Annotated in this window: 31 protein-coding genes and 2 pseudogenes; 11 read left to right on the top strand and 22 right to left on the bottom strand. The window is 42.1% G+C overall.

What is annotated here, in order from left to right; translation table 11 throughout:
* The first annotated feature begins 137 nt into the window (after positions 1-137).
* Genes GK047_RS30360 through GK047_RS30625 form a run of 5 tightly spaced genes read left to right on the top strand, consistent with a single transcriptional unit; the run spans position 138 to position 1550 of the window.
* Positions 138-215: a hypothetical protein gene (locus GK047_RS30360; protein WP_205516775.1), complete on the top strand. Its 78-nt coding sequence runs from the start codon at positions 138-140 to the stop codon at positions 213-215.
* Positions 199-363, top strand: a complete 165-nt coding sequence (locus GK047_RS12325; protein WP_163946466.1) for a zinc-binding dehydrogenase — start codon at positions 199-201, stop codon at positions 361-363. Before GK047_RS30360 ends, GK047_RS12325 begins: the two co-directional genes overlap by 17 nt.
* Before the next feature lie 54 nt (positions 364-417).
* Positions 418-1116 (top strand): DUF4386 domain-containing protein, encoded by a 699-nt coding sequence (locus tag GK047_RS12320; protein ID WP_163946463.1) that lies wholly within the window; start codon positions 418-420, stop codon positions 1114-1116.
* A gap of 33 nt (positions 1117-1149) precedes the next feature.
* The gene (locus GK047_RS12315) at positions 1150-1383 is read left to right on the top strand and encodes a class I SAM-dependent methyltransferase (protein ID WP_163946460.1); all 234 of its coding nucleotides are present in this window, start codon (positions 1150-1152) and stop codon (positions 1381-1383) included.
* Positions 1371-1550: a methyltransferase domain-containing protein gene (locus GK047_RS30625; protein WP_163946792.1), complete on the top strand. Its 180-nt coding sequence runs from the start codon at positions 1371-1373 to the stop codon at positions 1548-1550. Before GK047_RS12315 ends, GK047_RS30625 begins: the two co-directional genes overlap by 13 nt.
* 410 nt (positions 1551-1960) lie before the next feature.
* Here GK047_RS30625 and GK047_RS12305 read toward each other — a convergent pair whose 3' ends face one another.
* The 5 genes from GK047_RS12305 to GK047_RS12285 all read right to left on the bottom strand — a co-directional run bounded on the left by GK047_RS12305 (position 1961) and on the right by GK047_RS12285 (position 6447).
* On the bottom strand, positions 1961-4048 hold the full coding sequence (locus GK047_RS12305) for a Calx-beta domain-containing protein (protein WP_163946457.1): 2088 nt from the start codon (positions 4046-4048) through the stop codon (positions 1961-1963).
* Between the two features lie 36 nt (positions 4049-4084).
* Positions 4085-4462, bottom strand: a complete 378-nt coding sequence (locus tag GK047_RS12300; protein ID WP_163946454.1) for a hypothetical protein — start codon at positions 4460-4462, stop codon at positions 4085-4087.
* 351 nt (positions 4463-4813) lie between these two features.
* On the bottom strand, positions 4814-4987 hold the full coding sequence (locus tag GK047_RS12295; RefSeq protein WP_240343919.1) for a DUF1003 domain-containing protein: 174 nt from the start codon (positions 4985-4987) through the stop codon (positions 4814-4816).
* A gap of 50 nt (positions 4988-5037) precedes the next feature.
* On the bottom strand, positions 5038-5619 hold the full coding sequence (locus tag GK047_RS12290; RefSeq protein ID WP_163946450.1) for a TetR/AcrR family transcriptional regulator: 582 nt from the start codon (positions 5617-5619) through the stop codon (positions 5038-5040).
* 36 nt (positions 5620-5655) lie between these two features.
* Positions 5656-6447, bottom strand: a complete 792-nt coding sequence (locus tag GK047_RS12285; RefSeq protein ID WP_163946447.1) for an HD domain-containing protein — start codon at positions 6445-6447, stop codon at positions 5656-5658.
* 647 nt (positions 6448-7094) lie between these two features.
* On the opposite strand from GK047_RS12285, the pseudogene GK047_RS29625 reads away from it, so the two are divergent.
* Together GK047_RS29625 and GK047_RS12275 are read left to right on the top strand one after the other, a co-directional pair.
* Positions 7095-7370 (top strand): annotated as a pseudogene (locus GK047_RS29625) (Tn3 family transposase); the annotation flags it as partial.
* 126 nt (positions 7371-7496) lie between these two features.
* The gene (locus GK047_RS12275; protein WP_163946441.1) at positions 7497-8315 is read left to right on the top strand and encodes a hypothetical protein; all 819 of its coding nucleotides are present in this window, start codon (positions 7497-7499) and stop codon (positions 8313-8315) included.
* On the opposite strand, the gene GK047_RS12270 is transcribed toward GK047_RS12275, so the two are convergent.
* From GK047_RS12270 to GK047_RS12235, 8 genes and pseudogenes are all read right to left on the bottom strand, one after another.
* Positions 8280-8945 carry an RraA family protein gene (locus tag GK047_RS12270; protein WP_163946439.1) on the bottom strand — a complete coding sequence of 222 codons (666 nt, stop codon included), beginning with the start codon at positions 8943-8945 and terminating at the stop codon, positions 8280-8282. The two genes, GK047_RS12275 and GK047_RS12270, sit on opposite strands and share 36 nt — an antisense overlap.
* 25 nt (positions 8946-8970) lie before the next feature.
* Positions 8971-10062, bottom strand: a complete 1092-nt coding sequence (locus GK047_RS12265) for an alanine racemase (RefSeq protein ID WP_163946436.1) — start codon at positions 10060-10062, stop codon at positions 8971-8973.
* Positions 10063-10092: 30 nt separating this feature from the next.
* Positions 10093-11187, bottom strand: a complete 1095-nt coding sequence (locus tag GK047_RS12260) for an ROK family transcriptional regulator (protein WP_163946431.1) — start codon at positions 11185-11187, stop codon at positions 10093-10095.
* 51 nt (positions 11188-11238) lie between these two features.
* Entirely contained in the window at positions 11239-11646 is a 408-nt protein-coding gene (locus tag GK047_RS12255) for a RidA family protein (RefSeq protein ID WP_240343918.1), read from the bottom strand.
* Between the two features lie 16 nt (positions 11647-11662).
* A complete protein-coding gene (locus tag GK047_RS12250) occupies positions 11663-12958 on the bottom strand; it encodes a M20/M25/M40 family metallo-hydrolase (protein WP_163946428.1) in 1296 nt (431 codons plus the stop codon).
* Between the two features lie 33 nt (positions 12959-12991).
* Positions 12992-13735, bottom strand: a complete 744-nt coding sequence (locus GK047_RS12245) for an SDR family NAD(P)-dependent oxidoreductase (protein WP_163946426.1) — start codon at positions 13733-13735, stop codon at positions 12992-12994.
* 403 nt (positions 13736-14138) lie between these two features.
* Entirely contained in the window at positions 14139-15236 is a 1098-nt protein-coding gene (locus GK047_RS12240) for a DNA-binding protein (protein WP_163946423.1), read from the bottom strand.
* Between the two features lie 304 nt (positions 15237-15540).
* Positions 15541-15810: pseudogene (locus GK047_RS12235) on the bottom strand (3-alpha domain-containing protein); the annotation flags it as partial.
* Positions 15811-15879: 69 nt separating this feature from the next.
* On the opposite strand from GK047_RS12235, the gene GK047_RS12230 reads away from it, so the two are divergent.
* The gene (locus GK047_RS12230; RefSeq protein ID WP_163946419.1) at positions 15880-16131 is read left to right on the top strand and encodes a substrate-binding domain-containing protein; all 252 of its coding nucleotides are present in this window, start codon (positions 15880-15882) and stop codon (positions 16129-16131) included.
* A gap of 11 nt (positions 16132-16142) precedes the next feature.
* Here the strand turns inward: GK047_RS12230 and GK047_RS12225 are convergent, their stop codons facing one another.
* The gene (locus tag GK047_RS12225; protein ID WP_163946416.1) at positions 16143-17186 is read right to left on the bottom strand and encodes an NAD(P)/FAD-dependent oxidoreductase; all 1044 of its coding nucleotides are present in this window, start codon (positions 17184-17186) and stop codon (positions 16143-16145) included.
* Between the two features lie 40 nt (positions 17187-17226).
* Positions 17227-18942, bottom strand: a complete 1716-nt coding sequence (locus tag GK047_RS12220; protein WP_163946413.1) for an ABC transporter ATP-binding protein — start codon at positions 18940-18942, stop codon at positions 17227-17229.
* Positions 18943-18960: 18 nt separating this feature from the next.
* Here GK047_RS12220 and GK047_RS30150 point away from each other — a divergent pair, with 18 nt between their 5' ends.
* Positions 18961-19089, top strand: a complete 129-nt coding sequence (locus tag GK047_RS30150; protein WP_275901661.1) for a hypothetical protein — start codon at positions 18961-18963, stop codon at positions 19087-19089.
* 316 nt (positions 19090-19405) lie between these two features.
* Here the strand turns inward: GK047_RS30150 and GK047_RS29620 are convergent, their stop codons facing one another.
* Positions 19406-19591: a dihydrofolate reductase family protein gene (locus tag GK047_RS29620; RefSeq protein WP_346010328.1), complete on the bottom strand. Its 186-nt coding sequence runs from the start codon at positions 19589-19591 to the stop codon at positions 19406-19408.
* Positions 19572-19817, bottom strand: a complete 246-nt coding sequence (locus GK047_RS29615) for a dihydrofolate reductase family protein (RefSeq protein ID WP_240343917.1) — start codon at positions 19815-19817, stop codon at positions 19572-19574. Before GK047_RS29615 ends, GK047_RS29620 begins: the two co-directional genes overlap by 20 nt.
* 258 nt (positions 19818-20075) lie before the next feature.
* On the opposite strand from GK047_RS29615, the gene GK047_RS12210 reads away from it, so the two are divergent.
* Together GK047_RS12210 and GK047_RS12205 are read left to right on the top strand one after the other, a co-directional pair.
* Positions 20076-20669: a TetR/AcrR family transcriptional regulator gene (locus GK047_RS12210; RefSeq protein ID WP_163946410.1), complete on the top strand. Its 594-nt coding sequence runs from the start codon at positions 20076-20078 to the stop codon at positions 20667-20669.
* Positions 20670-20679: 10 nt separating this feature from the next.
* Positions 20680-21318 carry an HXXEE domain-containing protein gene (locus GK047_RS12205; RefSeq protein ID WP_163946407.1) on the top strand — a complete coding sequence of 213 codons (639 nt, stop codon included), beginning with the start codon at positions 20680-20682 and terminating at the stop codon, positions 21316-21318.
* Positions 21319-21413: 95 nt separating this feature from the next.
* On the opposite strand, the gene GK047_RS12200 is transcribed toward GK047_RS12205, so the two are convergent.
* From GK047_RS12200 to GK047_RS12180, 5 genes are all read right to left on the bottom strand, one after another.
* Positions 21414-23285: an LTA synthase family protein gene (locus tag GK047_RS12200; RefSeq protein ID WP_163946404.1), complete on the bottom strand. Its 1872-nt coding sequence runs from the start codon at positions 23283-23285 to the stop codon at positions 21414-21416.
* A 254-nt stretch (positions 23286-23539) separates the two neighbouring features.
* Positions 23540-24961, bottom strand: a complete 1422-nt coding sequence (locus tag GK047_RS12195; RefSeq protein ID WP_163946401.1) for an erythromycin esterase family protein — start codon at positions 24959-24961, stop codon at positions 23540-23542.
* A 35-nt stretch (positions 24962-24996) separates the two neighbouring features.
* Positions 24997-25626, bottom strand: coding sequence for an ABC-2 transporter permease (locus GK047_RS12190; protein WP_275901660.1), 630 nt, complete (start codon positions 25624-25626; stop codon positions 24997-24999).
* Positions 25619-26485 carry an ATP-binding cassette domain-containing protein gene (locus GK047_RS12185; protein ID WP_163946787.1) on the bottom strand — a complete coding sequence of 289 codons (867 nt, stop codon included), beginning with the start codon at positions 26483-26485 and terminating at the stop codon, positions 25619-25621. Before GK047_RS12185 ends, GK047_RS12190 begins: the two co-directional genes overlap by 8 nt.
* Positions 26485-26868 (bottom strand): GntR family transcriptional regulator, encoded by a 384-nt coding sequence (locus GK047_RS12180; RefSeq protein ID WP_163946394.1) that lies wholly within the window; start codon positions 26866-26868, stop codon positions 26485-26487. The genes GK047_RS12185 and GK047_RS12180 overlap by 1 nt, the downstream gene beginning before the upstream one ends.
* Positions 26869-26987: the final 119 nt, after the last annotated feature.

Genomic DNA, 26987 nt, shown 5'->3' with positions numbered 1-26987 from the left:
CTTCTTCGGTTTTTTATCCGTTCTACTGGGACGTTCGCTCAATTATACTTTTATAGAAAAGGAGTTTAACATGGGAAAGGATGCGATCAGCAATCATAACGAGATGAGCTATCGAGAAGGGGAATTATTCACCTTCATTGGAGTTGGCTTTTCGCATCGCGCGTGTTTTCGGAAAGTCCATCGAAGAGGTCTTTCTATATGATGATAAGCAATAAAACGTGGATAAAACTGGGGAGTGAAATTTGTAAGGCAGGATTGATTAATCGGCAATACCCACTGGACCAAGCGGCTGAAGCACATCGATATGCCGATACCGGACGTAAAAGAGGAAATGTCATCATCGCTACTTCTTTGACCTCTTAATTCGCACGTCCCGCAAACATCCGTCATTGGGTAGGTATTATAAGGAGGTTAATTATGTTGAGGAAGAATACAAAATCAGGTAGAAGGTCTGCAGTAATTACTGGGGTGTTATTAATAGCCGGGTTGGTTACAGGTATATTTAGTGTTGTTCCTGTTATAGATGGAGCAGACTACCTTGTCAAGGCTTCTACAAATGGAAATCAGGTACTAATAGGAGCGTTTTTCCAGTTGTTAATGGTTGTTGCATATGTTGGTATTCCTATTTTGATGTATCCGATTTTAAGTAAGCATAATAAAGGTTTAGCTCTTGGATCTGTTGCTTTCGGCATCATTGCGGGTGTGTTCATTATTATTGGTGTAATCATTCTTCTGCTACTATTGACATTAAGCCACGAATTTACAAAAGTTGGAACTCTGAATGTATCGTATTTTCAGACCCTGGGTGGATTGTTACGGGAAGGACGTGATTTGGTGAACCATGTGGCAACGACACTGGCATTTGTTTTGGCTATGTTCTTGTTTAACTGCATATTTTACCAAACAAAATTAGTTCCACGTTGGTTGTCAGTTTCGGGTCTTATTGGGTCTGCATTGTCCATATTGGCAAGCTTATTATTTATGATTCGCTTCATCGGTCTGGATGCAACCTACATGATGTTGAACATTCCAATAGCCTTTCAACAACTGGTTTTGGCTATATGGCTAATCATTAAAGGATTCAACCGGGCGGAGCAGGATTCTGTATCCAATTAAGATAGATGCTCTAGAAAAGAAGGGGTAACTGAAATGAATAAATCAGAAAGTTTTTGGGACAAAACAGCAAGTAAATATGATCAATTAGAAATGAAGGATGAACAGACTTGCATCAATATAATAAAAAGAACGAAAACGCATCTCAAAATAAGCGACATTGTTTTGGATTACGGTTGTGGGATTGGATTGATATCAAATGAAATTGCACAATATGTGAAAGGGATTCATGCGATTGATAAGGCAAAAGAGCGAACATTGCAAATATAAACTATGCTCATTCGACCATTTTTGATGAAAGGTATAAAAAAGGCTCATTTGATGTCATCCTGGTCTTTCATGTTCTGCATTTGTTGGAAGATGAACATATCGTTCTACAAAGAATTAATGAACTGTTGAAACCAGGAGGATTATTGATCTCTGCAACACCTTGCTAAACAGTCAGAACCGCATCTTTGAGCTTCCATTGCTCTTATACTGCTCACAGAATACCTCCATCGGGAATGAGATAAGGTTTTTGTCACCCGACATATATTGACACTATACTCCCCTCACTAATGACAGAACACTCCCTTAAACACAGAAGAACTATATAAGTATTTGTCAGATATTAACGGAAGCATTAAGGGTATTTCAAATGATGCACATTATTACCTCGAAGATTATCGAGTTAATTGGTCGTACAGCTATTGGACGATAAAAAACGGCTCTGCTAAATAAAAACTGCGTCCACTCATTGGAGTGAACGCAGCTGATAACGAGAACATGAGCCCTAGATAGCTAGAAACTAACCATATCGGAACTATAATTTTACAGCTATACTATGGGTGCCTATTTCCTCCTGATATTAATCATCATCCCTAATGATGAATGTTGTTTCCGTATTGGCTCCTAGGGCTCCTTCCTCAGAGGGAGCATACAGGCTCAGATAAAATACTTCTAATTGTTCTTTGTAAGTATCATTCACGATCTTAACTTGAATGCTTTTCTTCATTTCGCCATTCGCGAATGTCAGTTGACCCGATGAGAAAATGTAGTCGCTCCCTGCCGAAGCAGACCTGTTCCATGTCCTATAATTGACTGTTAGCCCTCCGCTGCTGCCTCCGCTGCGATATACAGTGGCCGTTACCGTACCCGCGCGCTCGTCAACCATCGTTGCGAGGGTAGTGAACTGTAATTTACCAGTCGGCTCCAGATCTTTCTTTTGGAAGCTAGTGGTTGATAGCGCTGTATTCCCAGCACGATCCGCAACGATAATCTCCAGATGATGGATGCCATTCGACAAGCCATAGGCTGAAGCCGTAACGGTCATTGTAGTGATCTCATAATGAGCTTGCAGGACTTCTCCATCCAGTTTGAGACGAATGGAATCGGCATTGATGCCAGAATGCTTATCTGTTAATTTGGCTGACAGCGTAGGCGTTGCCGTGGTAATCGTTACTCCATCAGCAGGTTTCACTTTACTAATTACGGGAGCCGTCGTGTCTGGCTGTTCTGGATTAGAATCCGTGTTGATTCTATATACCTGAGTAATTTGGTTGTCGAAGCTCATGATGCCGTACAATTGATCACCCCTCCAAACGGGATTTGTTATACCAACAGGTATTCGTATGAAACCATCCCTTTGACCTGCGACGTTGTCGCTTACATAAAAAGTATCATAGCTTCCTTCGGTCTTAAATAAGACATCTCCATTTTCTGAGATAGATTCCAGTCTATCGTAATAGTCCTCATCCGCTACTTGTTGCTCCGTCCCGTCAGGAGAAATAACCCATAGTTCTAGAGGGCCAAGTATCCCTTCTTCTTCCTTCTCGCTGTGACCAAATTGAAAATGAGCAATCCAACCATTATTTTGCATAATATCTAATTTATAAGCATGCTCGGGAAGATAACCAATTACAAATGGACCTAGCTCGCGGTTCCCCGACGAAGTATGTAGCAGCAGTGTATATTTTAGGGGGAACTTATCCTCAGAACCAAATTTCATTAATAACGTGCTGACCTCATCTGTCCCAATCATTACATATCCAGGTGGAGCAACAAAGAAAACTGAGGATCCTATACCCTCTTTATACTGCCTAAAAACGCCGTCTTCATTACCAGAACTATAAATCGCAGTGCCATCTTCTAAAAGTCCTTCTATTGAACAGGAAGGAGCAATTATTGTATCTGCCCCTGTTAATAGATTCCTTAGTACACCACAATAATTTTTCTTAATAAGAGCATAATTGCCTTTTATTTTTATTAGGCTATCAAATGTGGCATACGCATAAGTATCCAGTACGAAGCTAAGTCTATCCTCTCTCCATTCGTAGATTGTTGCATTCGTTCTAATCATTGCCCCTTTGGGTGTTAAATAAGCCTCTTTAATTGCTGCGTCTAAGCTGTTAGGAATGGATGCGATCACTTGGCCTGAATGCAGATCCCTGATTTCAAAATTATTTTCATGAAGGAGAAGTACTCTGGCTGAATCGAGGTCAAGGGACCTTGCATTCGGAAAACTATTTACCAGGCTTAGACGACGATTGCCGCTATCTACGTTCACATACCTTACTGCTTCAGTCCGCTGCCCAGCAGAATCGTATCCCGTAAATTTTAAAGTAACTCCTCTCCCCTCATATTCTGCAAGTGAAATCACTGTATCGAGCCCGTCGACGCTTGACAAAATCTGTTTTCCATCTGCCTCTAATGTGACATTCTTGCAACCTGCTGGATCGTCATCCATACATGTCATCTTCACATCTACATCTTTGGTTGTTATCGATAAAATTTCCGGTTTTTGGATAGCGATTGTCGGAGGAGCATCGACAACCCCAGGTGTCTGCTTTTCAATTCTAATTCCGCCATCCTGTGCGTTAGAACCGACAGGCGATAAAGCTAAAACGAGCATCGGCAAGATCATTGCAAACAACCATCTCAAATAGAATCCTTTCATAAACTACCTCCTTAATTATATCTGATACGATTTGTATCAAAAATAATTATGGGGTATACACGCTGATAAGTCTATTAAGTTTCGATTAAATTTCGGATCTGTTGGAACAGGATGGTTCAGTTGTCCCCTTACACTATGTGAAGAATCATTTACGCTTGAATCGGGCAAGCTGCAACCATCGAAGAGACAATAGAACAATCTTTTGACGAAGTCATGAACATCCGTGTCAAAGTTAGCAACTTTGGACATCCCTGATAAGGATTCACGATTATGATACGTACCATCTCTAGAGTTCATGAACTTGAGAGTTATCGTGGTTAATCCCTTCGCTTCAATTCGTCCATTAAAAACTGTCAAAGTTCCATTGGCGTTTCTGTAGACAATACCGTATACGTGATGGACTAAAAGATTCATATCTATCAACTCCTTCTTTTTATCCATAAATGTGAGGGCTAATTACATAGATTAATAGAGAAAATTGAAGCAGTTAAATAACGTGAATCTAAAATTAATATCAGCAGTATCTGGGGTCCCGCCTACATTTTAACCAAAATATACGCTATTACATTTATCACCATTAAAGAACCGAGTTTCCTTACTCTAAGGAAAAACAAAAAAAGTAATCCACCAATGTACAAAAACCATTATTTTGTGGAAGGCAAATTAAGATGCTACGGAAAAGATTTGGGAGCTAATGAAAAAGGAGGAACTGCTTAGGCAGTCCCTCCCACTTTTTTGGGTGTTAAAGCACACAAAATATTTTACTTATTGTTTCAATTGAATCGCTAACAAGTGTTGTTTTATTTCTACAATCTCTCCTTCAATTCTGTGTAGATGACTCTGCATATCATCAATTTCTTGTTCCGATTTACAATTAATGGCAAAGTCAATAATGGATTCGTGCTTATCCCTTGCCGCTTGACGGTTCTGACTCATCATAATGACAGGATATTATCATATTTGTGATACTACGAATATTTCAGGATTAGTTAACTTCTCTTCTTATAATGATCTAAAAGAAGGGAGGCCATTGTTTTGGCATCCTTAGCGGATAATTGGTTTTTATAAAGAAGCTCATTTACGGTAGCTCCGTCAATCAACAGCATGAATTGTCTCGCAAGGTCGTCGGGTTGTTGTAAGCTTGCCTGATCAGCCAACTGACGAATATAGTTATAAACATCCGATTTCCGTGTTCTGGAAGATAAATGGGCGACGTGCGTTGGTTCTGCCAGCTCGGTTACGATATTGATGGCCCCGCAGCCTCTAAAATCGGGGTCTTCAAACCATAAATGGATGGCGTCAAAAACAGCAATCAATCGCTCTTCGGGATCAGAAGTCAATCGCTCGACGGTGCTCATAAACCATTGTAACCAAAGTTCCCCTCCTTTGAGTACGACTTCGTTGATCAGATCGTTTTTAGAAGGAAAGTGTTTGTAAAGAGTCATTTTTGCCACGCCGGATTGCTCAACAACTTCATCCACTCCGACACGATTAATTCCTTTGCGATAAAATAATTCTAAGGCTGTTTGGAGTATTTGTTGTCGAGCTTTACTTATTCTAAGAGTACTCATAACATCAATATAAAGAACGGTCTGCCTTTTGTCAATTCAGGTCTCCGGTGAATTAAATTCAGTTCGATCTAACGGATTTCGTCGGGCCAGAATTCCGAAGCCCATACTGGACAACAGCTTCGGTCTGGTGTCTAGAGCATGTTCGACGCCTGTAATGGAATGAAGAATGTCCTCCGTAAAACCGCTTCTGGCATATTTGGCATGAACTGCCTGGATCGCTGCGGCTGAAAGTCTATGGCTTTTAGCGCCTAAAACGTCCATCGTCGCCCCTTCTCCAACCAGTCTCGCTTCGGGGCCATATACTTGTTCATTTATGACCGGATTTAAGTGCAGGCTGATCGATTCGTACACTTTTTTGGCTCGGTCAGGATGCCATCCCATGTTCGTAACCAATTGATAAGCTTCTCTTGCCCCTGTCGTCGCAAAACAACATTGTCCCGTTTTGTGAATATGTTTTGATGATATACCTAAATCGTGCAAAATGCTGGAGACAAACAGCAATTCTTCGTCTACCTTGAATCCGTAACTTTTGCCTAACAACGCTCCCCAAAAATAAGTGCGGTAACAGTGATACAATAAGGGTTCTGAGCAACATTCCTTTGCATATTCTTCCGCCATGCGAACTGTATGTGTTTCCGGATACCTTATTTCGTCTAAGCTCACATCGATTTTTTTGCCCGGAAACAACGGCATTCTAAACAATACGCTTCCCAAAGTATCCTTTAGTTGCGATTGAATCAGCATTTTTATCATAGCGAACTTCTCTTTCGGTGTAAGTTTTGCCTGATGATTCTCGCACCAGTCGTAATTACCTATATCGGGTCTCATTTTCGCAACGCTCCGTATTCATTAAATTTTGATGCTTAATTCCGTATCCGTGGATTCCGTTAATGGACGTTTTTGATTGAAAGCGACCGGATCCCTTTTCGTCTGATTAACTTGAATTTGAATAACGTTAGGTCTTGCGTAATGTCCAGCCGAATTGAGAAATATATTTGAAATATTTGATATTGTTCGAAACGACCTTTAATCCTTATCCATAACCTTGAACCCAGATCATCCGCTCGGCACTCTTTGGTTGACGACAAATTGTGAAACGAAATGATACCAAAGTAAAAACGGATTCCCAGGGTACCAACTTTCTCCAAAAACGATAAGTATTGCATCTTGATGTTTAGCTTCATTCATCGGCATACAAGGCATTCTCAATGGACGCCTGAAAATCAAGTTAAATAAGCGAATGTTTGACCATTGCTACTTCATTCTATCCCCTCTCTTAAATAAATGTAATTCACATTGATTAATTATACGTACAAGTCTGTATATTTTCAACGAAAATTATATTTTTCTTCAAAGCTGAACAGTTCGTACGGTAATTACAGTTGTATTTGCTTACCTTTTAAGGAGAGGAACATGAGGCTGATCCTTTCATAATGTGTAATACGGTGTCTCTTACTGCAGGTTTTTCAGAAGAAATAAAAAGAGAACTCACTCGCCGCTGGCCTATGACCAACTTATTTGACATTTTAAAGGAAGCTGATTTACGCATTCAATTTTCTGGCCAATTTAACACAGCGGGCTTGAGAGAAACAATCGATCGGCTTACCCTACAAAAAAGGTTAATCCTATGCCTGTACAGGCTGGGAACCAATATGGGACTGAAACGCATTTCTTCCGGCGATCAAAACAAAGTAAAGAAGAATTCAGTCATTTTATGCATCTGTCGAAAAAGCCAATCATCCCTTTTTTAAAGATTACCCTCGTGTATTGGTAGCAGCTATTGAAACCTGAAGGTCTGTTCCGTTTTGGTTTAATCTCCGCCATTTCCCTAGTAGGGGCATATTTGCGAAGAAGAATGAAGCTTGGGAGATGAATTGATGCGAAAGCTTTTACATTATAGGGTATGGCTAGCGCTAGTCTGGATAAGCTGCGGATCGCTGATCAGTGGTTGTTGGGACAGCCATGACATCAACCTTAGAACAATGCCCGTTATCATGGGAATTGCCAAAGGAAGCTCCCATCGGTATGAAGTTACCCTCCAAATACCAATTCCTGTCGAAAAGGGATTATCCATGAAAATCGTCTCCCAAAGCATTAATTGCTATAACGGATGCCGGTATGAAGCAACTATTGCCCAATACAAAAAGGCGATTATGAATGACGTTACAACTTTCTTTAAATATTCCAATCCAAGGCCGGCTGGAATCCCAAAATATCGACGACAAGTTTATGGGAAACCTATGCGTCCACGAAAGACGTCATTCTACCGATTATTTGCCCTGGTCAAGAAACGGTTCTTTCCTTCACTGGATCCGCTCTGCTGGAAAAGGGAAGATGATTGCGCGATTGAGCAAAGAAGACACCCTTCTTATAAACTTAAGTCAAATAATTATTATGGGGCGGCAGTTGAGGTCCTAGAAAATGCGAATATAACCCTTGAATCCGCCAAAATGCGTTGGAGTGCCCGGCTCACCAAGGAAGATCCTACCATCGATGGCAAGCTCTTTATTCGATCTGCACTGACGGAGTCAAAAGAAAAAGCAACGATAAACGAATTAGTCTCGAGCCTTCAGTCCCTTATGACGGATCAGTATTTAATGTGCTACAAACGACGATCCGATAAAATAAAAAAATCCGCGATTTACGCGGACCCCATATGCTTAGAGCATTTTGTACTGGTCATATACTTCCCTTAGAAGCTTTCCTTCCAATAACTCTTTTCGGATTAAGTTTTCGTTATTGATTTTTTCTAATGCCATGTCCACTGTTTGCGAGAATACCGCTGACGGGATGATCACGATACCATCTCGATCTCCAAAAACGACATCTCCTGGGTGAACCAAAACACCACCAACTTCAACAGGACAATCATAAGCTATCACATACTCGCGACCTTTTGAATCTAAAGGATTAAATCCATTGCAAAATACAGGGAAATCCATTTCGATTAATTTCTCCGAATCTCTAATAAGTCCGTCTAAAACAACGCCGGTCGCCCCCCTCATTCTGGAGGCAGTCGCCATTAATTCGCCCCAAAGTCCGCTGCGTTTGGAGTTATTCGTCCCAATTAAAACAATTTCGTTCGGACGGATGGAGTCAATAGCCTCTATTTCTTTCTCATAAGGATTCTCGTAGGTTTCATATACATCTACCGCTAGCATTGTTTTTGTTCTTCCGGCAATTTTCCAATCCACAAATACCGGTCGTATGTCAATATCAAGCACCTGATGGCGAAAACCTAGTTCATCTAAAATATCGCAAATTACTGCTGTGTAAAGATTCTCTCTCATTGATTGAAAGATTTGCGTCTCATTTTGCATCGTCATTACATTCGTTACCTCCCCAAAATAATTAAGACAATTTTCCTCGACCCAGTACTGGCATTTCCTTAATTACACTTCTATTTTTATGTATATATACGGAATTATGCAGATTGATAGTGCTGCAAATGTGGTTGGGGATCACCCTGATTCTATCGCCAATTTGTATATCGGAGACCCCTTTCCCGGTGATCATGCCATGCTCTTCGTTCATTCTTTCCAGAATCGTATCGGGATGTCCGATAATCCGCCCAAATCCTTGGAGGTTGAGTGACCCACCTGGCTGTACATCCGTTGCGAACGTTTTGCTTCCTCCATCGATTACGATCCGGTCAACAGTTGGCTTGCTTACCACCGTTACCTCAATCCAAGCCGCACAATCGTCCTTCATACAAACGCCCATCTGAACCTGCATCTGGTCATTATATATATAAGTACCTGGGCGGACTTCCGTGACTCCGCGGATTTCAGCCGCATATGCTGATGTCGGTGTTGAACCGACGCTAACATCCCTTATAGCAATCCCTTGTTTCTGCAACCGATTTGTTAACTCCACCATGAGATTACCTTCCTCATGTCCAGCTTCCCGCAAATTCAAGGCCGGTTTGCCATGAAGCATGGCCCCCCTAAATGTATAAATACCGGTAAGCTCCAGGTTAGGTAACGTATGAATATCGTAAGCTAGCTTCGCCGCTTCATCTAACGATACGCCAGTACGATTAAGACCTGTATCGATTTCCATACGCACTTGAATCGTATGTCCGCGCTGAGTGGCTTCATCGGACAACCTTCTGGCTCCAACCAAGCTGTCCACGCCGACCATGATGTTCGCTGACTGCCCTAGAGCAATTAAGCGTTTAATTTTGGAAGGAACGATGATCGGATAAGCAATGAAGATATCTCTGATCCCATGTTCTACCATAACCTCTGCCTCACCGACTTTAGCTACAGTAATGCCGACCGCACCAGCCTCCAACTGTTTTCTGGACATGTACGGCAATTTATGTGTTTTAGCGTGAGGTCTCAAATTGACACCATAATTTCTGGCAATATCACTCATTCGCTGTATGTTTCGGTCAACAATAAGTTCGTCAATCAATAAACAAGGCGTTTCTGGAAGCATTCCATCTCCTCCTATCTTATTGATGATAGATCAACTATTTCCGCTAATGGATACGTTTTCGCGCAGAATTTGAATGGCCACATAAAGGCTTCCCATTAATTCCGTGTCATCCTTATGAAAAGTCGACTCCAACACAGGGGCTCTCGGGTTCATGCGATGCAACAATTGTTGAATCACTGGTAGATAAGTACTTTGCAGAATCTTACCGCCTACAAATATGCGTTCTGGGTCGAACATGCATGTAATATTAAACAATGAGCAAGCAATGATAAAAGGATATTGTGAGACTTGATCATTTTCAAGCAAAATCGACTCTTGTTTACTCCGCTCCAGCAGCCTTTCCAAATAACCCCCCTCCGCATGAAATCCTTCAGAGAGCTGTTGAGAAGCGTTAATGAGCATATCGCCAATTTCCCCAGCAGCATGTCTCGCCCCGCGAAACACTTTGCCGTCCATGATCATACCGAGCCCTACCACTTCACCGATCGTCACGAAAGCCATACTGGAAGGTTTCATTTCAAGCACTGATTCCTGCCCAATCAGGCCCATGTAGACATCATTGTCAATGAGTACAGGTACTTTAAATTTCGACTTCAATTTCTTCTTTAACTGCTTGCCCTTCAAACTGGGAAAAAAGCGGGCATGAATGATTTCTCCCGTTGTCGGGTTGACAATACCCGAAATTCCGATCCCGATCGAAGATAATTTTTTAATAGATAATCCGGCCGTTTGAAAACATTCCCCAATAATTTCTGTTAGGTGAGCCGCAATATTATCTAGCGTGTCTGTGTTAATATCTTTGCGTGCCAAAATGTCCCCTACGTTATTGGCCAAGGCGATCTTCGTAACTGGATGAGACAAGTGAATTCCGACAACATAGGCATTATCACTGTTGATTTGCAGCAATATCGGTTTCTTCCCGCCTTTGGATTCACCCTCTCCTATCTCTATAACTTCTCCATCACCCAATAATTGGGCAACCAAATTCGAAATCGTCGGACGACTGATGTTCAACGCTTTGGCAATATCCGCGCGCGAAATAGGCCCTTGTCTACGAATCAAGTTCAGCACCATAACCGTATTAATTTTTTTTAAAACCTCAGGTTTCCCCGATAATTCGGACATTGCGTTATCCACTACCTTCCATACAAGCTTCTAACCTTTTTTGAGACTAAACTACACGGGTGATCTCGCCAAAATCGCAATAACATCCGCTTCTACCTTAATGCCAACCAACTGACTGCCAACCGTTGTTCTTACCGGCTTTATTGAGTCCGTAAAAAGCGTTTCGTAGGTTTGGCTGAACTTGTCAAAATCGTTGATATCCTGCAGGTGTGCCGTTACTTTTACCACATCTTGCAAGGTGGCTCCTGCTTCGGCTAAAATCGCTTCGATATTTTTAAATGTAAGAATCGTTTGCTCCTCGACGGTTCCGTCGACAATTTCTCCTGTGTCTGGATCGAGCGGCCCTTGGCCCGACACGAAAACGAACGGCCCGGCAATCAGGCCCTGCGAATACGGTCCCGTATCTCGCGGCGCATTCCTCGTAATTATTTCACTTTTATCCCATTGTATCATACCCATCTTCCTCTCCATTCGTTTATTGACCAATAGCTGGCATGTTGCACCATTTTTCTATGGCTGCTATATAGACTTTGGTTAACTTCATTAAACTGTCAACATCTACAAATTCATCTGCCGCATGTGCATTTTCGCCAATCGGACCGAGGATCACGGCTGGTGAAGGCGAATACAAGTTAAACATAAATGCGTCACATGCAAAAGGTGCCATATACACTTCATCCGGTGCTCCGCACTCTTGATGCACCAAAGAACAAAGCAGAGGAACGAGTTCTGTCTGGGCTATGCTTCCAGGTAAAAAGCGTGTGATTTGTTCCCAAGAGATTTCGTACCCCTCCATCGAATGGTGGGAACACAAGTTCTGTATTCGGGTTTTAAAATCCCGTTCCACATCCTGTAAGGATTCTCCAGGCAGACATTCCACCCACACTTCAATTGCACACGTTTGCGGTATCCCGTCAGCCATCCCGGGATCGAAATCACCGCCTTTGATATAAGAAAGCACGACACTAGGTGTCAGAATGTCACCCGACTCTGTTCGAAAAGCAACTTTATTCTGACATTCGTCGTGAAAACGCTCAATTTCCACCACAATATGTGAGATTCCATAAATCGGATTACGTAAATTCTCGCCCCCGAACCCCATGCCGCCTTTTCCTTTCACTTTGATGCGCCATGTCACACCGCCTAAATGCGAGGGACACACCTTCATATTGGTCGGTTCGGGTATGATGACCGCGTCTGCATCATTCTTCCGGATCCGTCCTGCTAGCGTGCCATTAGCCCCACCCATCTCTTCATCTACGACGCTTTCGAATAATAAATCGCCCTTCAAGGGTACCCCTCTTTGGGCAAAAAAACGAAATGCAGTTAGTATCGCAGCGATTCCGCCTTTCATATCGTTGGACCCTCTGCCATAAAGTCGCCCGTCTTTCTCGATAGGTTGAAACGGTTCATATTCTCCACCAATGCCGGGGACGACGTCAGCATGAACGGAAAACAACAGCGATCTTCCCCCGCCACTCCCACGCAGCTGCGCAAAGAGATTAGGACGGTTCGTGTAGTCGCGTCCAGGATAATACGCAGCGTGATTGCTAAGCTCAGAAACGGTTGACAGATGATACAGCTCCGTTTCGAAGTGAAGCTCACTGATTTTTTTCTCTAAGAAGTGTTGAACCGGCAATTCATTCCCGCTGGGAGGACGGTTTTCGCTCGGAATTTGAACCAACGTTTTTAAAAGCTCAATGAGTTCTTCCCGCTGCCCTGCAACCCATTGATCCATCGCCATTTCATCTTGAATGGATACTTTTGTCACTCCTATCACTCCTATCACTCCAAGATTCGCTAGCTAAACTAACTTGATCACCTGACCCCCATCTATAACCAGACAATGTCCTGTCATATAGCGAGATTCGTCCGAGGCCATAAACACAGCTGCATCGGCAATTTCTTCGGGAACCCCAACCCGCTTCATCGGAATCGATTTCAGATATTCTGTAATACCTGCTGTGTGATCGATCTCGGCCTGCGTTAACCTTGTTGCGATGAAGCCGGGACATAAAGCATTAACCCGAACACCATGTCCTGCTAGTTCTAATGCCATGGACATCGACAGTAGATTCATGCCTCCTTTGCTGGCATTATAATGCGCCTGATCTGCTTCTGCACGTATTCCGTTAACACTCGACATGTGTATAATCGATCCTGTTACTCCATGTGAAATCATCTGTTTGGCCACCGCCTGACCGACTAGAAACGCCCCTTTCAAATTAATCGAGATATGCCTGTCCCAGGCTTCTTCGGTTATGTCGAGGAAGGATGACAACTCGCAAATTCCCGCATTGATAACAGCTATATCAATAGGCCCCAAGGTATCTGTGGCTTGGATAATAGCCGCATCGACTTGCTCCTTATCCTGCACATCTGAAACAATTCCTATCGCTTTCCCACCCAATGACCGTATCCATTCTACGTTGTCTTCCAAGTCGAGAATGGCTATATTAGCTCCTTCTTGTGCAAACTTTAACGCAATAGCCTTGCCAATACCTTGTGCTCCTCCGGTAATGAGAGCGGTTTTCCCCTTCAGTCTCATGTTTCAACTCCTTCTCATAAATTATAATAATAAATTAAGTTAGTTAACATTACTTACAAAGTAAATGGTAGCAATCCCTCTGGTTTTTGTCAAGGTCTATGTAGAGAATACGTTCAGTAAATACTGTTGAATCAAGATAACAACAGCCCACTTCTCAATTTCCTGCATGTTGAAATTCCTAACTTCGTACAATGCAGCTGGATGTATTCATTTTTAAACCTACAAAAAAAAAGCTTGATTTCTCAAGCTTTTCTTCGATATGTCATGTAGGCACTCTTATGTCATTGGACACATTAATTAGCCACCCTCGCCGAAATTTAAGGCAGCCACTGGATGATCTGGGTATGTAGGCGAGATTTTTATAGCGAACGGATTTACTTCACCATCGGCATATGCAACACTGCTAAACAATCCCATTGTTACAACTAGGGCCAACAAAAATCTTTTCATCATCATTAATACCTCCTATTATGGTTGAAAATCTTTCTTCCTGCTCTTTGGATACATGATTTCTATAGTTCCAATACAGGATTGAACACTTTTTAAAATCCAGATCATGCATCGTAAAAGTTGCATACGAAAGACAATTTAGGGCATCATCAATACCCTCTTTGATCATCCCATTGTTGCATCTGTAGATGGCTCTTTGGTAGACAAAATGATAGTATTGACTCCTCCAGATTTGATTAGTCGAGGTTTTATAAAACTCGATTTCACCTGAGTATTTCTCCAAAATATAGTCAACATTGTACCGATGCATATTAGCCGCTTCAACTGCTGTTAATAATCCGGCTAGCAAATCAGCTCTACTCTCTAACAAGGCAATAAAATTAAAAAAATCATCAAGAAATTGACCATTGCCCAAATAAAGATTAAGAGTGTACAAGTTTCCTTTCGCGAACACGCGAAACTTCTCTACTTCTTTCAACCCGTAGTCATCCAACATTTCGAACCAGCTCAAATCGGCATACCCTTGTACACATAGTTTGGCATCTTCATATTTACCAAGCCTTCTCAGTGCAGCTCCTTTCAGCAAGTAACTTTGACCATAATAAACGACAAGAGGGAATTTCAAGATTAACTTTTCCTTTGTCCCGCCTGCGCCCGTTAACATGCTGTAAACAAATACGGTATGTGCTCTCAAATCGTCTGCATATTGACCAACCTCATCCCACTTTTGTAGTGTAAGGCAAGTTCGCGCAACCTTAAGCAGCGCATCGAGTTGGTAATTGTCCGGTAAATGTTTGATAAATGGAGCGAACTGATTAACAGCTTTCCAATCTTCTTCCGAGCCATTTCCCAATGATGCTTCGAATATACGATAATGACCTATGCTAGAATTATCTGATAAACTAACCTGTTCAAAATCGCACAGCCTCTTATAAAGTGGTATTGATTCCTTTACTTTTCCGTCTGCAAATAGTGCTTCAGCAAATTCGAATAATACCGTTGAGTTTTTAGGGTCCTCCAAAAGAAAATCTGCGTCCACATCTTCTTGCATAGTTAACTCCTTTTCATAAGTTTATAAGCAATATTTACAATATTCTATTTAATTATCGTTTCTCCTGCTTGATTATGGAAATTTTATTGAACATTTGGGTTTGCTGACATGTTCTCTGAGATTGGCCACATATACCTACCTAGGCGGATCAGCCAAGTCATAAATGAATGCTGTAGTAATGAACGGTCATATGCTTATCATCAATAAAAGCACGCACCGTTCCTTGTGAACGGTGCGCGCTTTGGATTCTGTGCTATTCAGTCTTGGGCTCTGTGTTTCCCATTAGGTCCTTAATCCGTTAACCTCATTGACCGGTTAATCGCTTATGGGCATCGGGCTCATTTCCCGTCAGACGTTTTGTAAAGGTCTGTCTCCAATTCACCGATAGTTCCTCCACTTCAAGTATCCGTTTCACATCCTCAATTCTTTCCTTTTCAACATGCATAATTTGGTTGGCAAAAGCAACCGTAATCGATTTTGGATGAGAGGAGATTTGAATTAGACGGTCAGTCAAGGATACTCTTCCTTCCTTTAGCACACGAAAATAAAAGCCTGTGAAGCCAGTTTCCTGAACTGATTATCATTGCCAATTACAGCAACGTCTCTCTCTATAAGCTGAGCGCAATTGCTCCAACCGTCGTTCTTGATCAGAACCGGAAGGATCTTGGGTGAGCTGCTTGAAAAGCAGCAGGAAGCGGAGCAGTGGCTGCTCCGCTTCGAGGCCCAAGCCGAATATATGTGGAACTTATGTTCGCCTCTGATACAATCTGGTGAGAGCGCATCCGTTTTTACCTTCGCCTATGGCGGAAAGCTGTACGTGATGGCCTCCCAGGGTCTGCCGAATACGCTGTATCATCCAATGGGCTTCCGTCGGGGTAGTGGAAAAGTCTATTAAAAGGACTAAAATTACTCTACTTCCTCCACGATGCCTAACGCCCTATTCTTCTCTTTAAACCGCTCATTATGAGAGGAAACGTACGCCATCTGCGATGCTTCTGGGTCCATATACAGCTTAGCGCTGTTGAGCGCCAGCACGCTGTCCGCAAACGTTCCAGCGATCAATCTAACTTTGCTGTCATAGGTTACGAAATCGCCTGCACCGAAGATGCCAGGGATATTGGTTGCCATCCTTTCTCCTACAATCGCATTCCATTCACCCAACTCGAGGCCCCATTCGCGGATAGGACCGAAATCGCTCTTCATCCCGTGATTCACGATCACAGCATCGACTTCCAGCCGTTCCTGCTCCTCTGTGTCCAAATGTGAGATTGTCACCAGCTCAATGCTTCTCCCATCGCTGCTATGGAGCGCATTCACCTTATAAGGGGTAAGCACGCGCACCGAGGATTGCTTCATCCTAGACACGTTTCTCTCATGCCCGCCAAAGTTATCGCGTCGATGGACAACTGTTACACTTGCAGCTATCGACTCCAGCTCATTCGCCCAGTCTACCGCCGAATCGCCGCCTCCGGAAATCAGTACCCTTTTCCCACGAAATACTTCCAGTTCCTGTACCGTATAGTACAAATTCGTCACTTCGTAGCGGTCGGCCCCTTCGATCTCCAGCTTAGCCATCTTGCGAATGCCATAGCCGATAGTGAGGATTACAGTTTTCGTATGATGACGCTCTCCGCTCGCCGAAGTCAGGATGAAAGTACCGTCCTCCAGCCGTTCAAAGCTTGTGATTTGTTGACTAAGTACAATCGTCGGATCAAACGTGTTAGCCTGATCAATCAATTGGGCAATTAGTTTCTCACAGCGAATTGGCGTTACTCCACCTACATCCCAGATGATCTTCTCGGGATAGGTGAGTAATCGCCCGCCCAGTTGATCCTGCGCTTCAATTAGCTTCGTCTTCAATTCTCGCATACCGCTGTAAAAAGCCGTATATAAACCGGCGGGACCTCCGCCAATAATCGTGACATCGTATAACTCCAATTGTTCGTTCATCGTTTGCCTCCACGTTCGTTTTTGTTGTTTCTATATAAAATCATGCTCCAAACTGTGCCCGGTGCAAGCGGCTATATATGCCCTGGGCCGCCATCAGTTCCTCATGCTTGCCTTGCTCGGCAATTCCCTGCTCCGCTACGACGATTATGCGATCCGCATTTTTGATCGTCGCCAGACGATGGGCAATGACAAGTGTTGTACGTCCCTCCGAAAGCTCGCTCAACGCCAACTGAATGGCAGCTTCCGTTTCAGTGTCCAATGCCGATGTCGCTTCATCCAAAATAAGAATCGGCGGATTTTTCAAGAACATGCGAGCAATAGAAAGCCGCTGTTTTTGTCCGCCGGATAGCTTCACGCCCCGTTCTCCGATTAACGTATCGAGTCCCTCCGGTTGCGACAGAATCAATTCCTCTAACTGTGCACGGCGCGCAGCCTGCCAAATCTCAGCTTCAGATGCGTCTAGCTTGCCATAAGCAATGTTTTCCCGCATGGTGCCGTCAAAGAGAAATACGTCCTGCTGCACAATGCCGATATGCGAACGCAACGATTCCAAGGTCATTTTCCGAATATCGATGCCGTCAATCGTAATTGCGCCCTCATCGACATCATAAAAGCGAGGTAGCAACGAACACAGCGTCGTCTTACCTGCGCCCGACGGGCCTACGAGCGCTGCTGTTTCCCCAGTACGAATCGATAGATTAATATTTATGAGCACTTTCTCCTTGTTTTCATAACCGAAAGTGACGCCACTGAAGCAAATATCTCCCTTCAACTGCTTCACTGACTTGGCATCCGGGGCATCATCCACATCCGGCTCGGTTTCCAGCAGTTCCAAATACCTTTTAAATCCGGCAATTCCTTTCGGATACGTCTCGATCACGGAGTTGATCTGGTTAATTGGGCCAAGAAACACATTGGATAACATGACAAAAGCGATAAATTCCCCATAGGACATCCGATTCTGAATGACAAACCATGTCCCGCAAACAAGGACAAACAACGAAACAGATTTCATAAGAATAAAACTGAGCGACGAGTTCATGGCCATAATCCGGTAGGTGATCAGCTTGGTCATGCGAAAGCGATTGTTGTTCTCCGCGAACCTGGCGATCTCATGCTTTTCATTGGCAAACGCCTGCACAACGCGGATTCCACTGACGTTGTTCTCCACCCTAGCGTTGTAGTCGGCGATGTCCGAGAACATGCGCTTGAAGGCAGCCGACATCTTGCTGCTGAAATACAGCGACAAATAGATCATGAGCGGAACAATGATGAAGGTCAGCACGGCCAACTGCCAGTTGATGCCGAGCATAATGCCGAACGCGCCGGCTAGCGTCATGACCGCGATGAATAAATCTTCCGGTCCGTGGTGGGCAATTTCCCCAATATCCATCAAGTCGTTCGTCATCCGGGACACGAGATGTCCTGTCTTGTTGTTGTCAAAAAAACGAAACGACAGCTTCTGCACCCGGTCGAACAGCTTTTTACGCATATCCGATTCGATGCTGATGCCCAGCTTGTGTCCCCAGTATGTCACCACATAATGTAAACCTGCGCTGACGACGTATATCCCGAGCAAGCCGAGGCAGGCATATAAAATCCACTTCCAGTTGCCGCTTGGCAGCAGATCGTCCACTACCCTGTTAACGGCTACAGGAAATACGAGTTCAAGCAAGGCGGCAAAAATTGCACAAGTGAAATCAAGGATAAACAGGCCCTTATACGGACGATAATAAGTAAAAAAACGACGAAACATGACTTTCCTCCCTAATGTATGTTTATCGTCTCGCCGGAAGAGACGGATAAAACGATGCCTAACACCAACGTAACCTTCCCGCTATTCAGAATAAGCGCTGCTTCCAACGGGCTGCCGCTGAATTTCGGACTTGTCCTATTTTCGTGATGCAGATGAATACATGACTCCTCTTCAAGTGATATTAATTCTCATTATCACTCAAAAAAGCATAGCCTATTTAACAAACTGAAACAATGGACATTCTGCTCCTTTTTCAGGACAAAAAACACTTTTCCTATACTCGTCGAATTAAATTGTAGGCTTCTGTGCTTAATCGTTGCAATGGACAAACACGACTATTTTTTTGTACAAAAAGAAAAACGAGCCTTAGAATCGCTTCTAAGGCTCGTTTTTCCTTTACTACTTGATCAAACTTTTAAACAATTGGTGCTTTCTTGCTCTCATACTATCTGAAACTAAGTACTTAGCGACTTTGCTTAATCCTATAATGAAGCAAAAAGTTTCCTGATTCAAAATCCCTTTTTATTTCTAAATGATTAAGTTTAATTTCTTTGACATCTTTAAAAAGTGGTTTTCCTGATCCCAGAACAACCGGGGTTACGACGATCAAATACTCGTCAATTAATCCTTCATTTGCAAGCTGCTGCACAATCGTACCACTTCCAAACGATATCACCACCTACCCCTTGTTTTAAATCCCTCACTTCTTTTGTGATATCTCCTTTAACTAATGTGGAATTTTCCGTGTCAGGCTCCATGATCTCATGCGCCGTTTTGTCAATTTCGTGGTCCATTACGAACCAATCCATTTCTCCTTTTGAACCAGCAAAAAAGCCGTCGATTGAAACTCTGTTAAACATGATAATTTTTCTCATATTTGGCTCCTTGTTGGTTTTCATACTTTAATTACAATTATAGCTCAACTATTCGTAAAGCGATGCCCTCTAAAAACTAAAAGTATGTGAGTTCTCTTAACATCCTCTTTGATACCGATAGAAGTTAACAGATACATTCGGAAAAGAATGTACGCGTCGGACTTGCAAGAAAAAATAAAAATTGCTATATTGAATTAAACAATGTTTTAAACGTTGTTTTAAGTATTATTAATTTAAACTTTGAACGGAGGAATGCGTATGGATCTAGACAAAAAAAAGGACACAAAAGAGAAAATCATGTATGCAACACTGGAAATGATCAAAAAAGATGGCTTTGAGAGTATTACCATTAGAAAAATTGCTGAACACTCCGGTACAAATGTATCTCTTGTTAATTATTACTTTGGTTCTAAAGAAAATCTGGTCAGCGAATCTATTAAAGTGATATTAAACAGTTTTCAGCATACCTTTGCTATATTGGACAATTCCTCTGTACCAGCGCGGGACAGACTGAAGCAATTTTCACTTGATTATTTGCAAGTGATTCGTCAATATCCAGAACTGCTCTCCAGAATTATTGTTATGGGAAGCTCATCTTTTTCATCACAGTATGAATATGGCTCGTTTTTAAAAATGATGGGATTTCCTAAAGTTCAAAGCACTCTAAAAGAACTAACCAATGAACAACAGCCAGAGCGTTTGATGATAATGATGCTCCAAATATTTGGAGCGATCTTTCTCCCCGCACTCATGAGCCCCATTCTTGAATCGGGTGCATCAGTGGAAATGGCCCCCATAGAAAAACAAATTGATTTGCTCTTTGAACGTTATTTTCATCAAATAAATCATTGAGGTGATCAACATGAACTTTCTAAGAAAACATTGGCAAGACTTAGGTGTTGTTGTTGGATTATTGGTATGTATTTATGTAATGATGAATCGGACGATACTATCGGAACTAACGATGATTTTATGGTTAAACTTTGTAGCCATACTCATCCATCAGTTTGAAGAATACCGTTGGCCTGGGACTTTTGCAGGCATGTTTAATGTGGTCTTATTTAAAAGTGAAACACCCGATAGATATCCGTTAAATAAACAATCCGCAATGATCATCAACGTAATCATCGCTTACGTGTTTTATTTGCTTCCCGTATTGTTCCCTTCCATAGTATGGCTGGGCCTTGCCCCCATTTTGATGGGCTTTTTCCAAGTTATCTGGCATGGGATTTTCGCAAATATAAAAGCGAAGAGCGTTTATAATCCTGGATTATTCGCTGCCATATTCCTTCATGTACCCATTGGAATTTGGTATATCAACAATATCGTTGATCATCATTTATCAACTACAGCTGACTGGATTTTGGGTGCGACTTACTTCATCGTCGCCGTTTATATTTTAATTGTTAAAGGCAACTTATGGTTGCGAAACAAAAACTCTCCTTATAGCTTTTCCAAAAAACAATTAGGAGCCTATTACCATAAATTAAAGGATCTTTAATAAAATCTCAACGGCATTCTCCTGACAGACGCAAATAAGCTGCCGATTGATTCGGCAGCTTATTTGGTATTTTCCATCAAAATGGGAATATAATCTTACTTCTCGAAATAGTTGCTTCCATGCACCCAGTCTGCAATCTGGAATGAGCGGAGGATATGCCGCTGTTCCATTCCGCTCGGCTGCACGCCTACGATGGACCCATCATTCAAAATTGTGTAATTGCGCTTCGTATTAACAAGAATTTTACCCATAGCAGTATTTTCGAATTTCATCGCATCCACGCCCATAAGGTAGCTTAACGTTGGCAATGTGTCAATTTGCCCACCGACGGTATCTATAGATTCTCCCTGCATCCCTTTGCTGTAAACGAGAAACGGTAGTTTCAGCGTAGGCTGTCTCCAAGCTTCGTTTTCTAACGATGGAATGGCATTGATTTTGTCCTGGTAATATTTATGAACACCCGTATGATCACCGTAAACAACGATGACGGATTGCTCTAGTAGTCCCTTCTTATCCAATTGGGTAAGAAATGAGCCGATTTGTTTATCGGTATAATGTACAGCTTGGAAGTAAGCGCCCATGATAGTCTGGTCAAAGGCCGGATCGAGCTGAAGTTCCTTCTTGTTCTCTGCCATGTCGAACGGCCCGTGACTGGATAATGTTACCAAGTGCAGCATGAATGGCTGCTGCTCGTCCTTGATTTTATCGCCCATCTGTCTTAAATACGATTCGTCTGATAAACCTAAACCCACCTGATCATCTACGGTGAATTGCCGCAAATCCCAGCTTTTTTGATAGCCGATATTATGATGAGCCTCTATCCAGTTCCAGTTCCCTGCTGGTTCAGGATGCGACGAGATCGTTTGATACCCGATGCCCTCAAGTAATTTCGGCAATGAATGATAGGTGTTTGTTGGGTAGCGATAGAAATTCGTGCCCGCCCGCAGCGGAAATACCGATGTCGTCGTCAGTAGGTCGCTGTCTGAACTCGTACCGTCATTCACTTGCTCATAAAAGTTCGTAAAATTCAGGCTGCTGCCCATCATCCGATTCAAGTTTGGCGTGATTTCTTGACCGCTTACTTTCTGACCAAGTACGAATGCCTCAAGCGATTCAACCTGAATGACGAACAAATTTTTCCCTTGAAACTTCCCTTTGTACGCGTTATCCGGCAGATTTTCTGCATTTTGGGCAAACCAGTCCTTTACTTCTGCCCGATCTTGTTCAGCCAAATCGATTACCTTGGCTTCGCCTAACAAACGCAGCCCATCGAAAAGATGATAGCCAATTGGAGACATGTTCGACATCGATTGGAACGGGACCCAACACATTTTGAAAAAGATCATCTGACCTTTTGTCGCGTCTTGTACGTCAATCCGGTAATGGTCGTAAGCGACAACGCTTATGGCCGCAGCCATAAGGATAGCAGCGAGTACAGGCTGCCTTTTACGCTCGCGCTTCTCGGCAATAGTGCGGCCTTTCAAGCGCATAAGCGCCAGAACGCCGATGACAATCAAATCAAGCAGAAATCCAAAATCAAATGGACGTATATATGTCCATAAATTCAAATCCAACGGATTAAAACCGTTCGAATGCGGAATAAACCGAAGCGACAGAAACGCGGCATAAGCTCGGTAATAAACCAAATCCCAGAACAGCAGTAAGCTGATGGCCGTATTAAGTCCAATAAGATAGTTGCGACGGCCTCTGCTCTTGAAGAAAAGCCCGATTACCACAACGAATAGAATGAACATAAGATGTGAAAAAACGGGAGGTACTGCGAAATACATGTTTCTGATGTTGATACCCGCAGAATCAGGCGCATGCAGCGCCGCCAGCAGCAGTAAAGATTTAACCAAAATAGCGTAGAACGTGTACTGCGACCATTTATCGCTGATTAGCGCTAGTAGAGAACTCCTCATATTGGCGCGGAATGTCTGACGTGTCTGTGATGATAATGAAAGCAACGTTTGTTCACCTCATATTTTATTAGCGAAAAGCCGATTTTCCCATTCTAACACAAGATGCATGCACTTGTTAGGCGATAGCAAATTAAAAAGCAAAAATTCAAGTTATGTCCTTGTTAAAAAAAGCCTGAGTGAAATTTCACTCAGGCTTGGGCGACCAGTTTCTCAGATGCTATCCATAATCAGCAACACGGCCTAGCGGGCTGGATTCCCATAACTTTTATTGTAAATATGTATGCCATTGGCACGCTCAATTATTGAAATTTTATATATTGAGAGGGTGTTGAGTGGTCCACGAATATAATACCGTCATATTGCTCAATAGGAACGAAGGTCTCCTCAATGACTCCCCAATAAAGTCCTTTACGTGAAGTAAACATCCACGAGTTGGCTTCTTCTTTTATGGTTTGCTGCGATAAATCAAGAAAAGAGTAAGGAGAACTTGCCTGATTGAGAATGGCTTCCAGGCTACTTGGATCCTTTATTTCCTTTACCGGCATGCTGGAACCGTCATTTCCTGCCGATTCTCCCCTATACATAAATTCACCAATCGTATAGCTTTGTTTTTTTAATCGAGATGGGAGAAGTTCAGCCATATTGGGAACAGCGCCATACTTGTAAGGATGGATGTCAAAAGATAGTTCCATTATGGAATTATTCTTACGCACATGATAATTATGACCCCAAACGATTATTTTTTGATTTGGATAAAGATCCTCGGCTATCCATGTCAAGGTATTGGCCATCATTTCATCCCTCAAATAAACAACATTTTCTCGTAACGATGTGGAAAGATCATATTTCCCTAGTGCTATTGAACTGTTGTACAAAATTTGTTGTTTCAAGACATTACGAATCAAATATATGCGATCATCGATCACTCGCTTTATAATCTTAAGCATATCTTTATTTTCTGGGAATTGTTGTTGCAATTTTAGCTCGTGATCTTTGAGGAATTGTTTAACTTTATTATAGCCTGTGTTTAAATACGTATAATCCTGGTCCCAATTACCTTCATTCCAATCATCAAGAGTGTACAGTTGAGCTAACTTCTCCTCAAGCGTGCTAGCCTCAGTGGCCATTACTGTGTCAATGGGTCCTAACCAATCTTGAAGAAAATTACCGTAGCCATAACCTGGCTGCATATCGAAACCTGAAAGTACGAATGGTTTATCCGTTTTGACCTGATCTTTCATGGATTGAAACAATGGGATCAGCTCTTTTGTGTGCCAAACGCCATAAATCGATTTTTTCAACATCTCCTCCGTTGATAGTTTTTCGATTTGATGATAAGAGCCACTCGTCTCACCCAAACCTGACTCAAAGGCAATGACTTTAAAGTCCATCTCATTGTGCAAAAACTGAGCTAAACGAACTTTTGCTTGATTAAACTCAGATGAGCCATGTGAACTTTCACCTAACATAACCATTCTTTTATCTTTTAATGTCGTTTTTAAAAATTGAAGATCCTCATAGTTGTCATTCGAATTGAACGCAATGGATTTCAATGTCTTGGCATTAGCTTTGACTGATTGGCCCCACAAATCAATTAATTCCTGTTTTTCATTTGTTGATACAGATTCAGCGAAGGCATTAGACGTTACTGAAAACAAGTAAACTAAGGTTAAAGTAAACACAAGGACTTGTTTCATAAGCTTAGAATATGTTGATTGCATGGTAAGATTGATCTCCTATCTTTTTTGAAATTCGGTTAAAGGTCTCTTCGTGAAAACAATCGAACGGTTAATAAATAAGAAATGGATGCGATAACAACAGAACCAGCTACGATCAAACAGAGTACCAAAGACTCCATGCTCTGAAATGTTTGATATTTAGTTGCTGCGAATCTCACAATATTGGTAAGTATATGTATGGCAATTAGAAGGATCATGAACACAATGTTAATAATTTGAACTCCCTTTTCACTCAACAAATAAAAAACAGGTAAATAAATAGAAAAGAGTACGACAATCAGGCCAAATGAAAGTACGGGTTGCGTGAACGCTAACAATTGGATTTCTTTTCCCTCATACATCGAGACGGATAGTTGAATAAGATAGCTGACAACTGTACCAAAGCATAAATAAATCAAACCTGATATGTACTTAGCGGTGATAAGGTTTTTACGACTTATTGGTAAATGGATGAGAAATCTATGATTATTATTTTTAATGTCGTTCCCCGTATTTAACATAAGCAGGATAAATGCCCCATAAACGCCTACTAAAAACATATTTTCCCGTTGCCCAGCTAATAAGATTAAGAAGATGATGATATAAAATAGGACTAACCATAGAGATTTTTTCATGACAAGGAAGTCTTTTCTAAGTAAATTAACCATTCGTTTTATCCCCTTTTGAAGTAAAATACATAATATCTTCTAATGATGGCTTTTCAATAACTGAAAATTCCCCGAACCTATCTTCAGCTTCCTTACGATTACAGACTAATCCCTCAAAACCGACACTCGTTTCCCTAACACCTACAAATTTCTTGCGCGTATCTCGATCAAGCAATTCTTTACCGCCTTTAACGATCGCATATCTCTCAAGTAAGTCATCTTTCGCTTCACTGAACACAAGTTGCCCTCGGTTAATGAAGGTAATATAGTCTGCAATACGATCGAGGTCGGTTGTAATATGCGTTGAGAAAATGATAGAGTTACGTTCGTCCTGCATCAAATCTGCTAAAAGATCGAGCAGCTCTCTTCGGAAAATGGGATCTAGCCCCGAAGTGGGCTCATCCATGATTAGCAACTCTGCTTCGTGGGATAATGCCAGAGCAAGCGAAAGCTTCACTTTCATTCCTTTTGATAAATCTTTGATTTTCTTTTTCGGCGAAAGCTCAAATTGATCAAGATAAGCTGTAAATTTATGTTCATTCCATTTCATATAAAACGGTGCAACGACGCGCTTCATTTCAAAAATGGACAAGTGTTCATAGTAGTAACTTTCATCGGATACAACACCAATTCGCTGTTTAATTGACACTTCATCTTTAGGCATATCGCAACCGAAAATACGGACACTTCCCTTGTCAGGGCGAGCCATTCCTAAAATTAGTTTAATTAATGTACTTTTACCCGCGCCATTGGGGCCAATTAGCCCCGTAATGTAGCCTTGCTTTACGTCAAATGACACGCTTTTCATCGAAAATTGATCGTAGGATTTGTTCAAATCGCGTACTTCAATCGTATTTATCATTCTGTTGAATCCTCCTCTGACAGTAAACTTAAATGAGCAATTAAATCTTCAAAGCTCATGTGAAGTTCCTGACTTTCTCTAATGACTTCTATCAGTTTTTCTTCCAGCCTTTTCATGCGTTGTTCTCGTATAAAATCTTTATTTGCCCCAGAAACAAACGACCCTTTCCCGACTACGGAATCGATTAATCGCTCCTTCTCTAATTCCTCGTAGGCTCGTTTCGTAGTAATAACGCTAACTTGCAGGTCTTTGGCTAACTGGCGGATTGACGGCAGGCTCTCTCCTGCCATTATTTCTCCGTTCAAGATGCTCTTTCTGATTTGATTCACGATTTGTATATAGATCGGATCTTCGGATGCATGAGATATTATTATATTCAAGGTTCACCTCCAACCAGAGATTTATTGTGTTGATTGTATATATATAATATATACAATGTGCATATGCAATGTCAAGTGAGATTTTAACATGGCGGCGGTCAAACCCCATGCGTCGTCTC

The organism is Paenibacillus sp. SYP-B3998, from assembly GCF_010820665.1.
Lineage (GTDB): Bacteria > Bacillota > Bacilli > Paenibacillales > NBRC-103111 > Paenibacillus_E.
Note: the sequence above shows the minus strand (reverse complement) of the source record. Positions and strands in the feature narration are given on the sequence as shown.

Bases quoted from the DNA above. Each gene is read 5' to 3' on its own strand.
- GK047_RS12325 (WP_163946466.1), top strand. From the start codon at position 199: ATGATGATAAGCAATAAAACGTGGATAAAACTGGGGAGTGAAATTTGT.
- GK047_RS12320 (WP_163946463.1), top strand. From the start codon at position 418: ATGTTGAGGAAGAATACAAAATCAGGTAGAAGGTCTGCAGTAATTACT.
- GK047_RS12315 (WP_163946460.1), top strand. From the start codon at position 1,150: ATGAATAAATCAGAAAGTTTTTGGGACAAAACAGCAAGTAAATATGAT.
- GK047_RS12305 (WP_163946457.1), bottom strand. From the start codon at position 4,048: ATGAAAGGATTCTATTTGAGATGGTTGTTTGCAATGATCTTGCCGATG.
- GK047_RS12300 (WP_163946454.1), bottom strand. From the start codon at position 4,462: ATGAATCTTTTAGTCCATCACGTATACGGTATTGTCTACAGAAACGCC.
- GK047_RS12295 (WP_240343919.1), bottom strand. From the start codon at position 4,987: ATGATGAGTCAGAACCGTCAAGCGGCAAGGGATAAGCACGAATCCATT.
- GK047_RS12290 (WP_163946450.1), bottom strand. From the start codon at position 5,619: ATGAGTACTCTTAGAATAAGTAAAGCTCGACAACAAATACTCCAAACA.
- GK047_RS12285 (WP_163946447.1), bottom strand. From the start codon at position 6,447: ATGAGACCCGATATAGGTAATTACGACTGGTGCGAGAATCATCAGGCA.
- GK047_RS12275 (WP_163946441.1), top strand. From the start codon at position 7,497: ATGCGAAAGCTTTTACATTATAGGGTATGGCTAGCGCTAGTCTGGATA.
- GK047_RS12270 (WP_163946439.1), bottom strand. From the start codon at position 8,945: ATGACGATGCAAAATGAGACGCAAATCTTTCAATCAATGAGAGAGAAT.
- GK047_RS12265 (WP_163946436.1), bottom strand. From the start codon at position 10,062: ATGCTTCCAGAAACGCCTTGTTTATTGATTGACGAACTTATTGTTGAC.
- GK047_RS12260 (WP_163946431.1), bottom strand. From the start codon at position 11,187: ATGTCCGAATTATCGGGGAAACCTGAGGTTTTAAAAAAAATTAATACG.
- GK047_RS12255 (WP_240343918.1), bottom strand. From the start codon at position 11,646: ATGGGTATGATACAATGGGATAAAAGTGAAATAATTACGAGGAATGCG.
- GK047_RS12245 (WP_163946426.1), bottom strand. From the start codon at position 13,735: ATGAGACTGAAGGGGAAAACCGCTCTCATTACCGGAGGAGCACAAGGT.
- GK047_RS12240 (WP_163946423.1), bottom strand. From the start codon at position 15,236: ATGCAAGAAGATGTGGACGCAGATTTTCTTTTGGAGGACCCTAAAAAC.
- GK047_RS12225 (WP_163946416.1), bottom strand. From the start codon at position 17,186: ATGAACGAACAATTGGAGTTATACGATGTCACGATTATTGGCGGAGGT.
- GK047_RS12220 (WP_163946413.1), bottom strand. From the start codon at position 18,942: ATGTTTCGTCGTTTTTTTACTTATTATCGTCCGTATAAGGGCCTGTTT.
- GK047_RS30150 (WP_275901661.1), top strand. From the start codon at position 18,961: ATGTTTATCGTCTCGCCGGAAGAGACGGATAAAACGATGCCTAACACC.
- GK047_RS29615 (WP_240343917.1), bottom strand. From the start codon at position 19,817: ATGAGAAAAATTATCATGTTTAACAGAGTTTCAATCGACGGCTTTTTT.
- GK047_RS12210 (WP_163946410.1), top strand. From the start codon at position 20,076: ATGGATCTAGACAAAAAAAAGGACACAAAAGAGAAAATCATGTATGCA.
- GK047_RS12205 (WP_163946407.1), top strand. From the start codon at position 20,680: ATGAACTTTCTAAGAAAACATTGGCAAGACTTAGGTGTTGTTGTTGGA.
- GK047_RS12195 (WP_163946401.1), bottom strand. From the start codon at position 24,961: ATGCAATCAACATATTCTAAGCTTATGAAACAAGTCCTTGTGTTTACT.
- GK047_RS12190 (WP_275901660.1), bottom strand. From the start codon at position 25,626: ATGGTTAATTTACTTAGAAAAGACTTCCTTGTCATGAAAAAATCTCTA.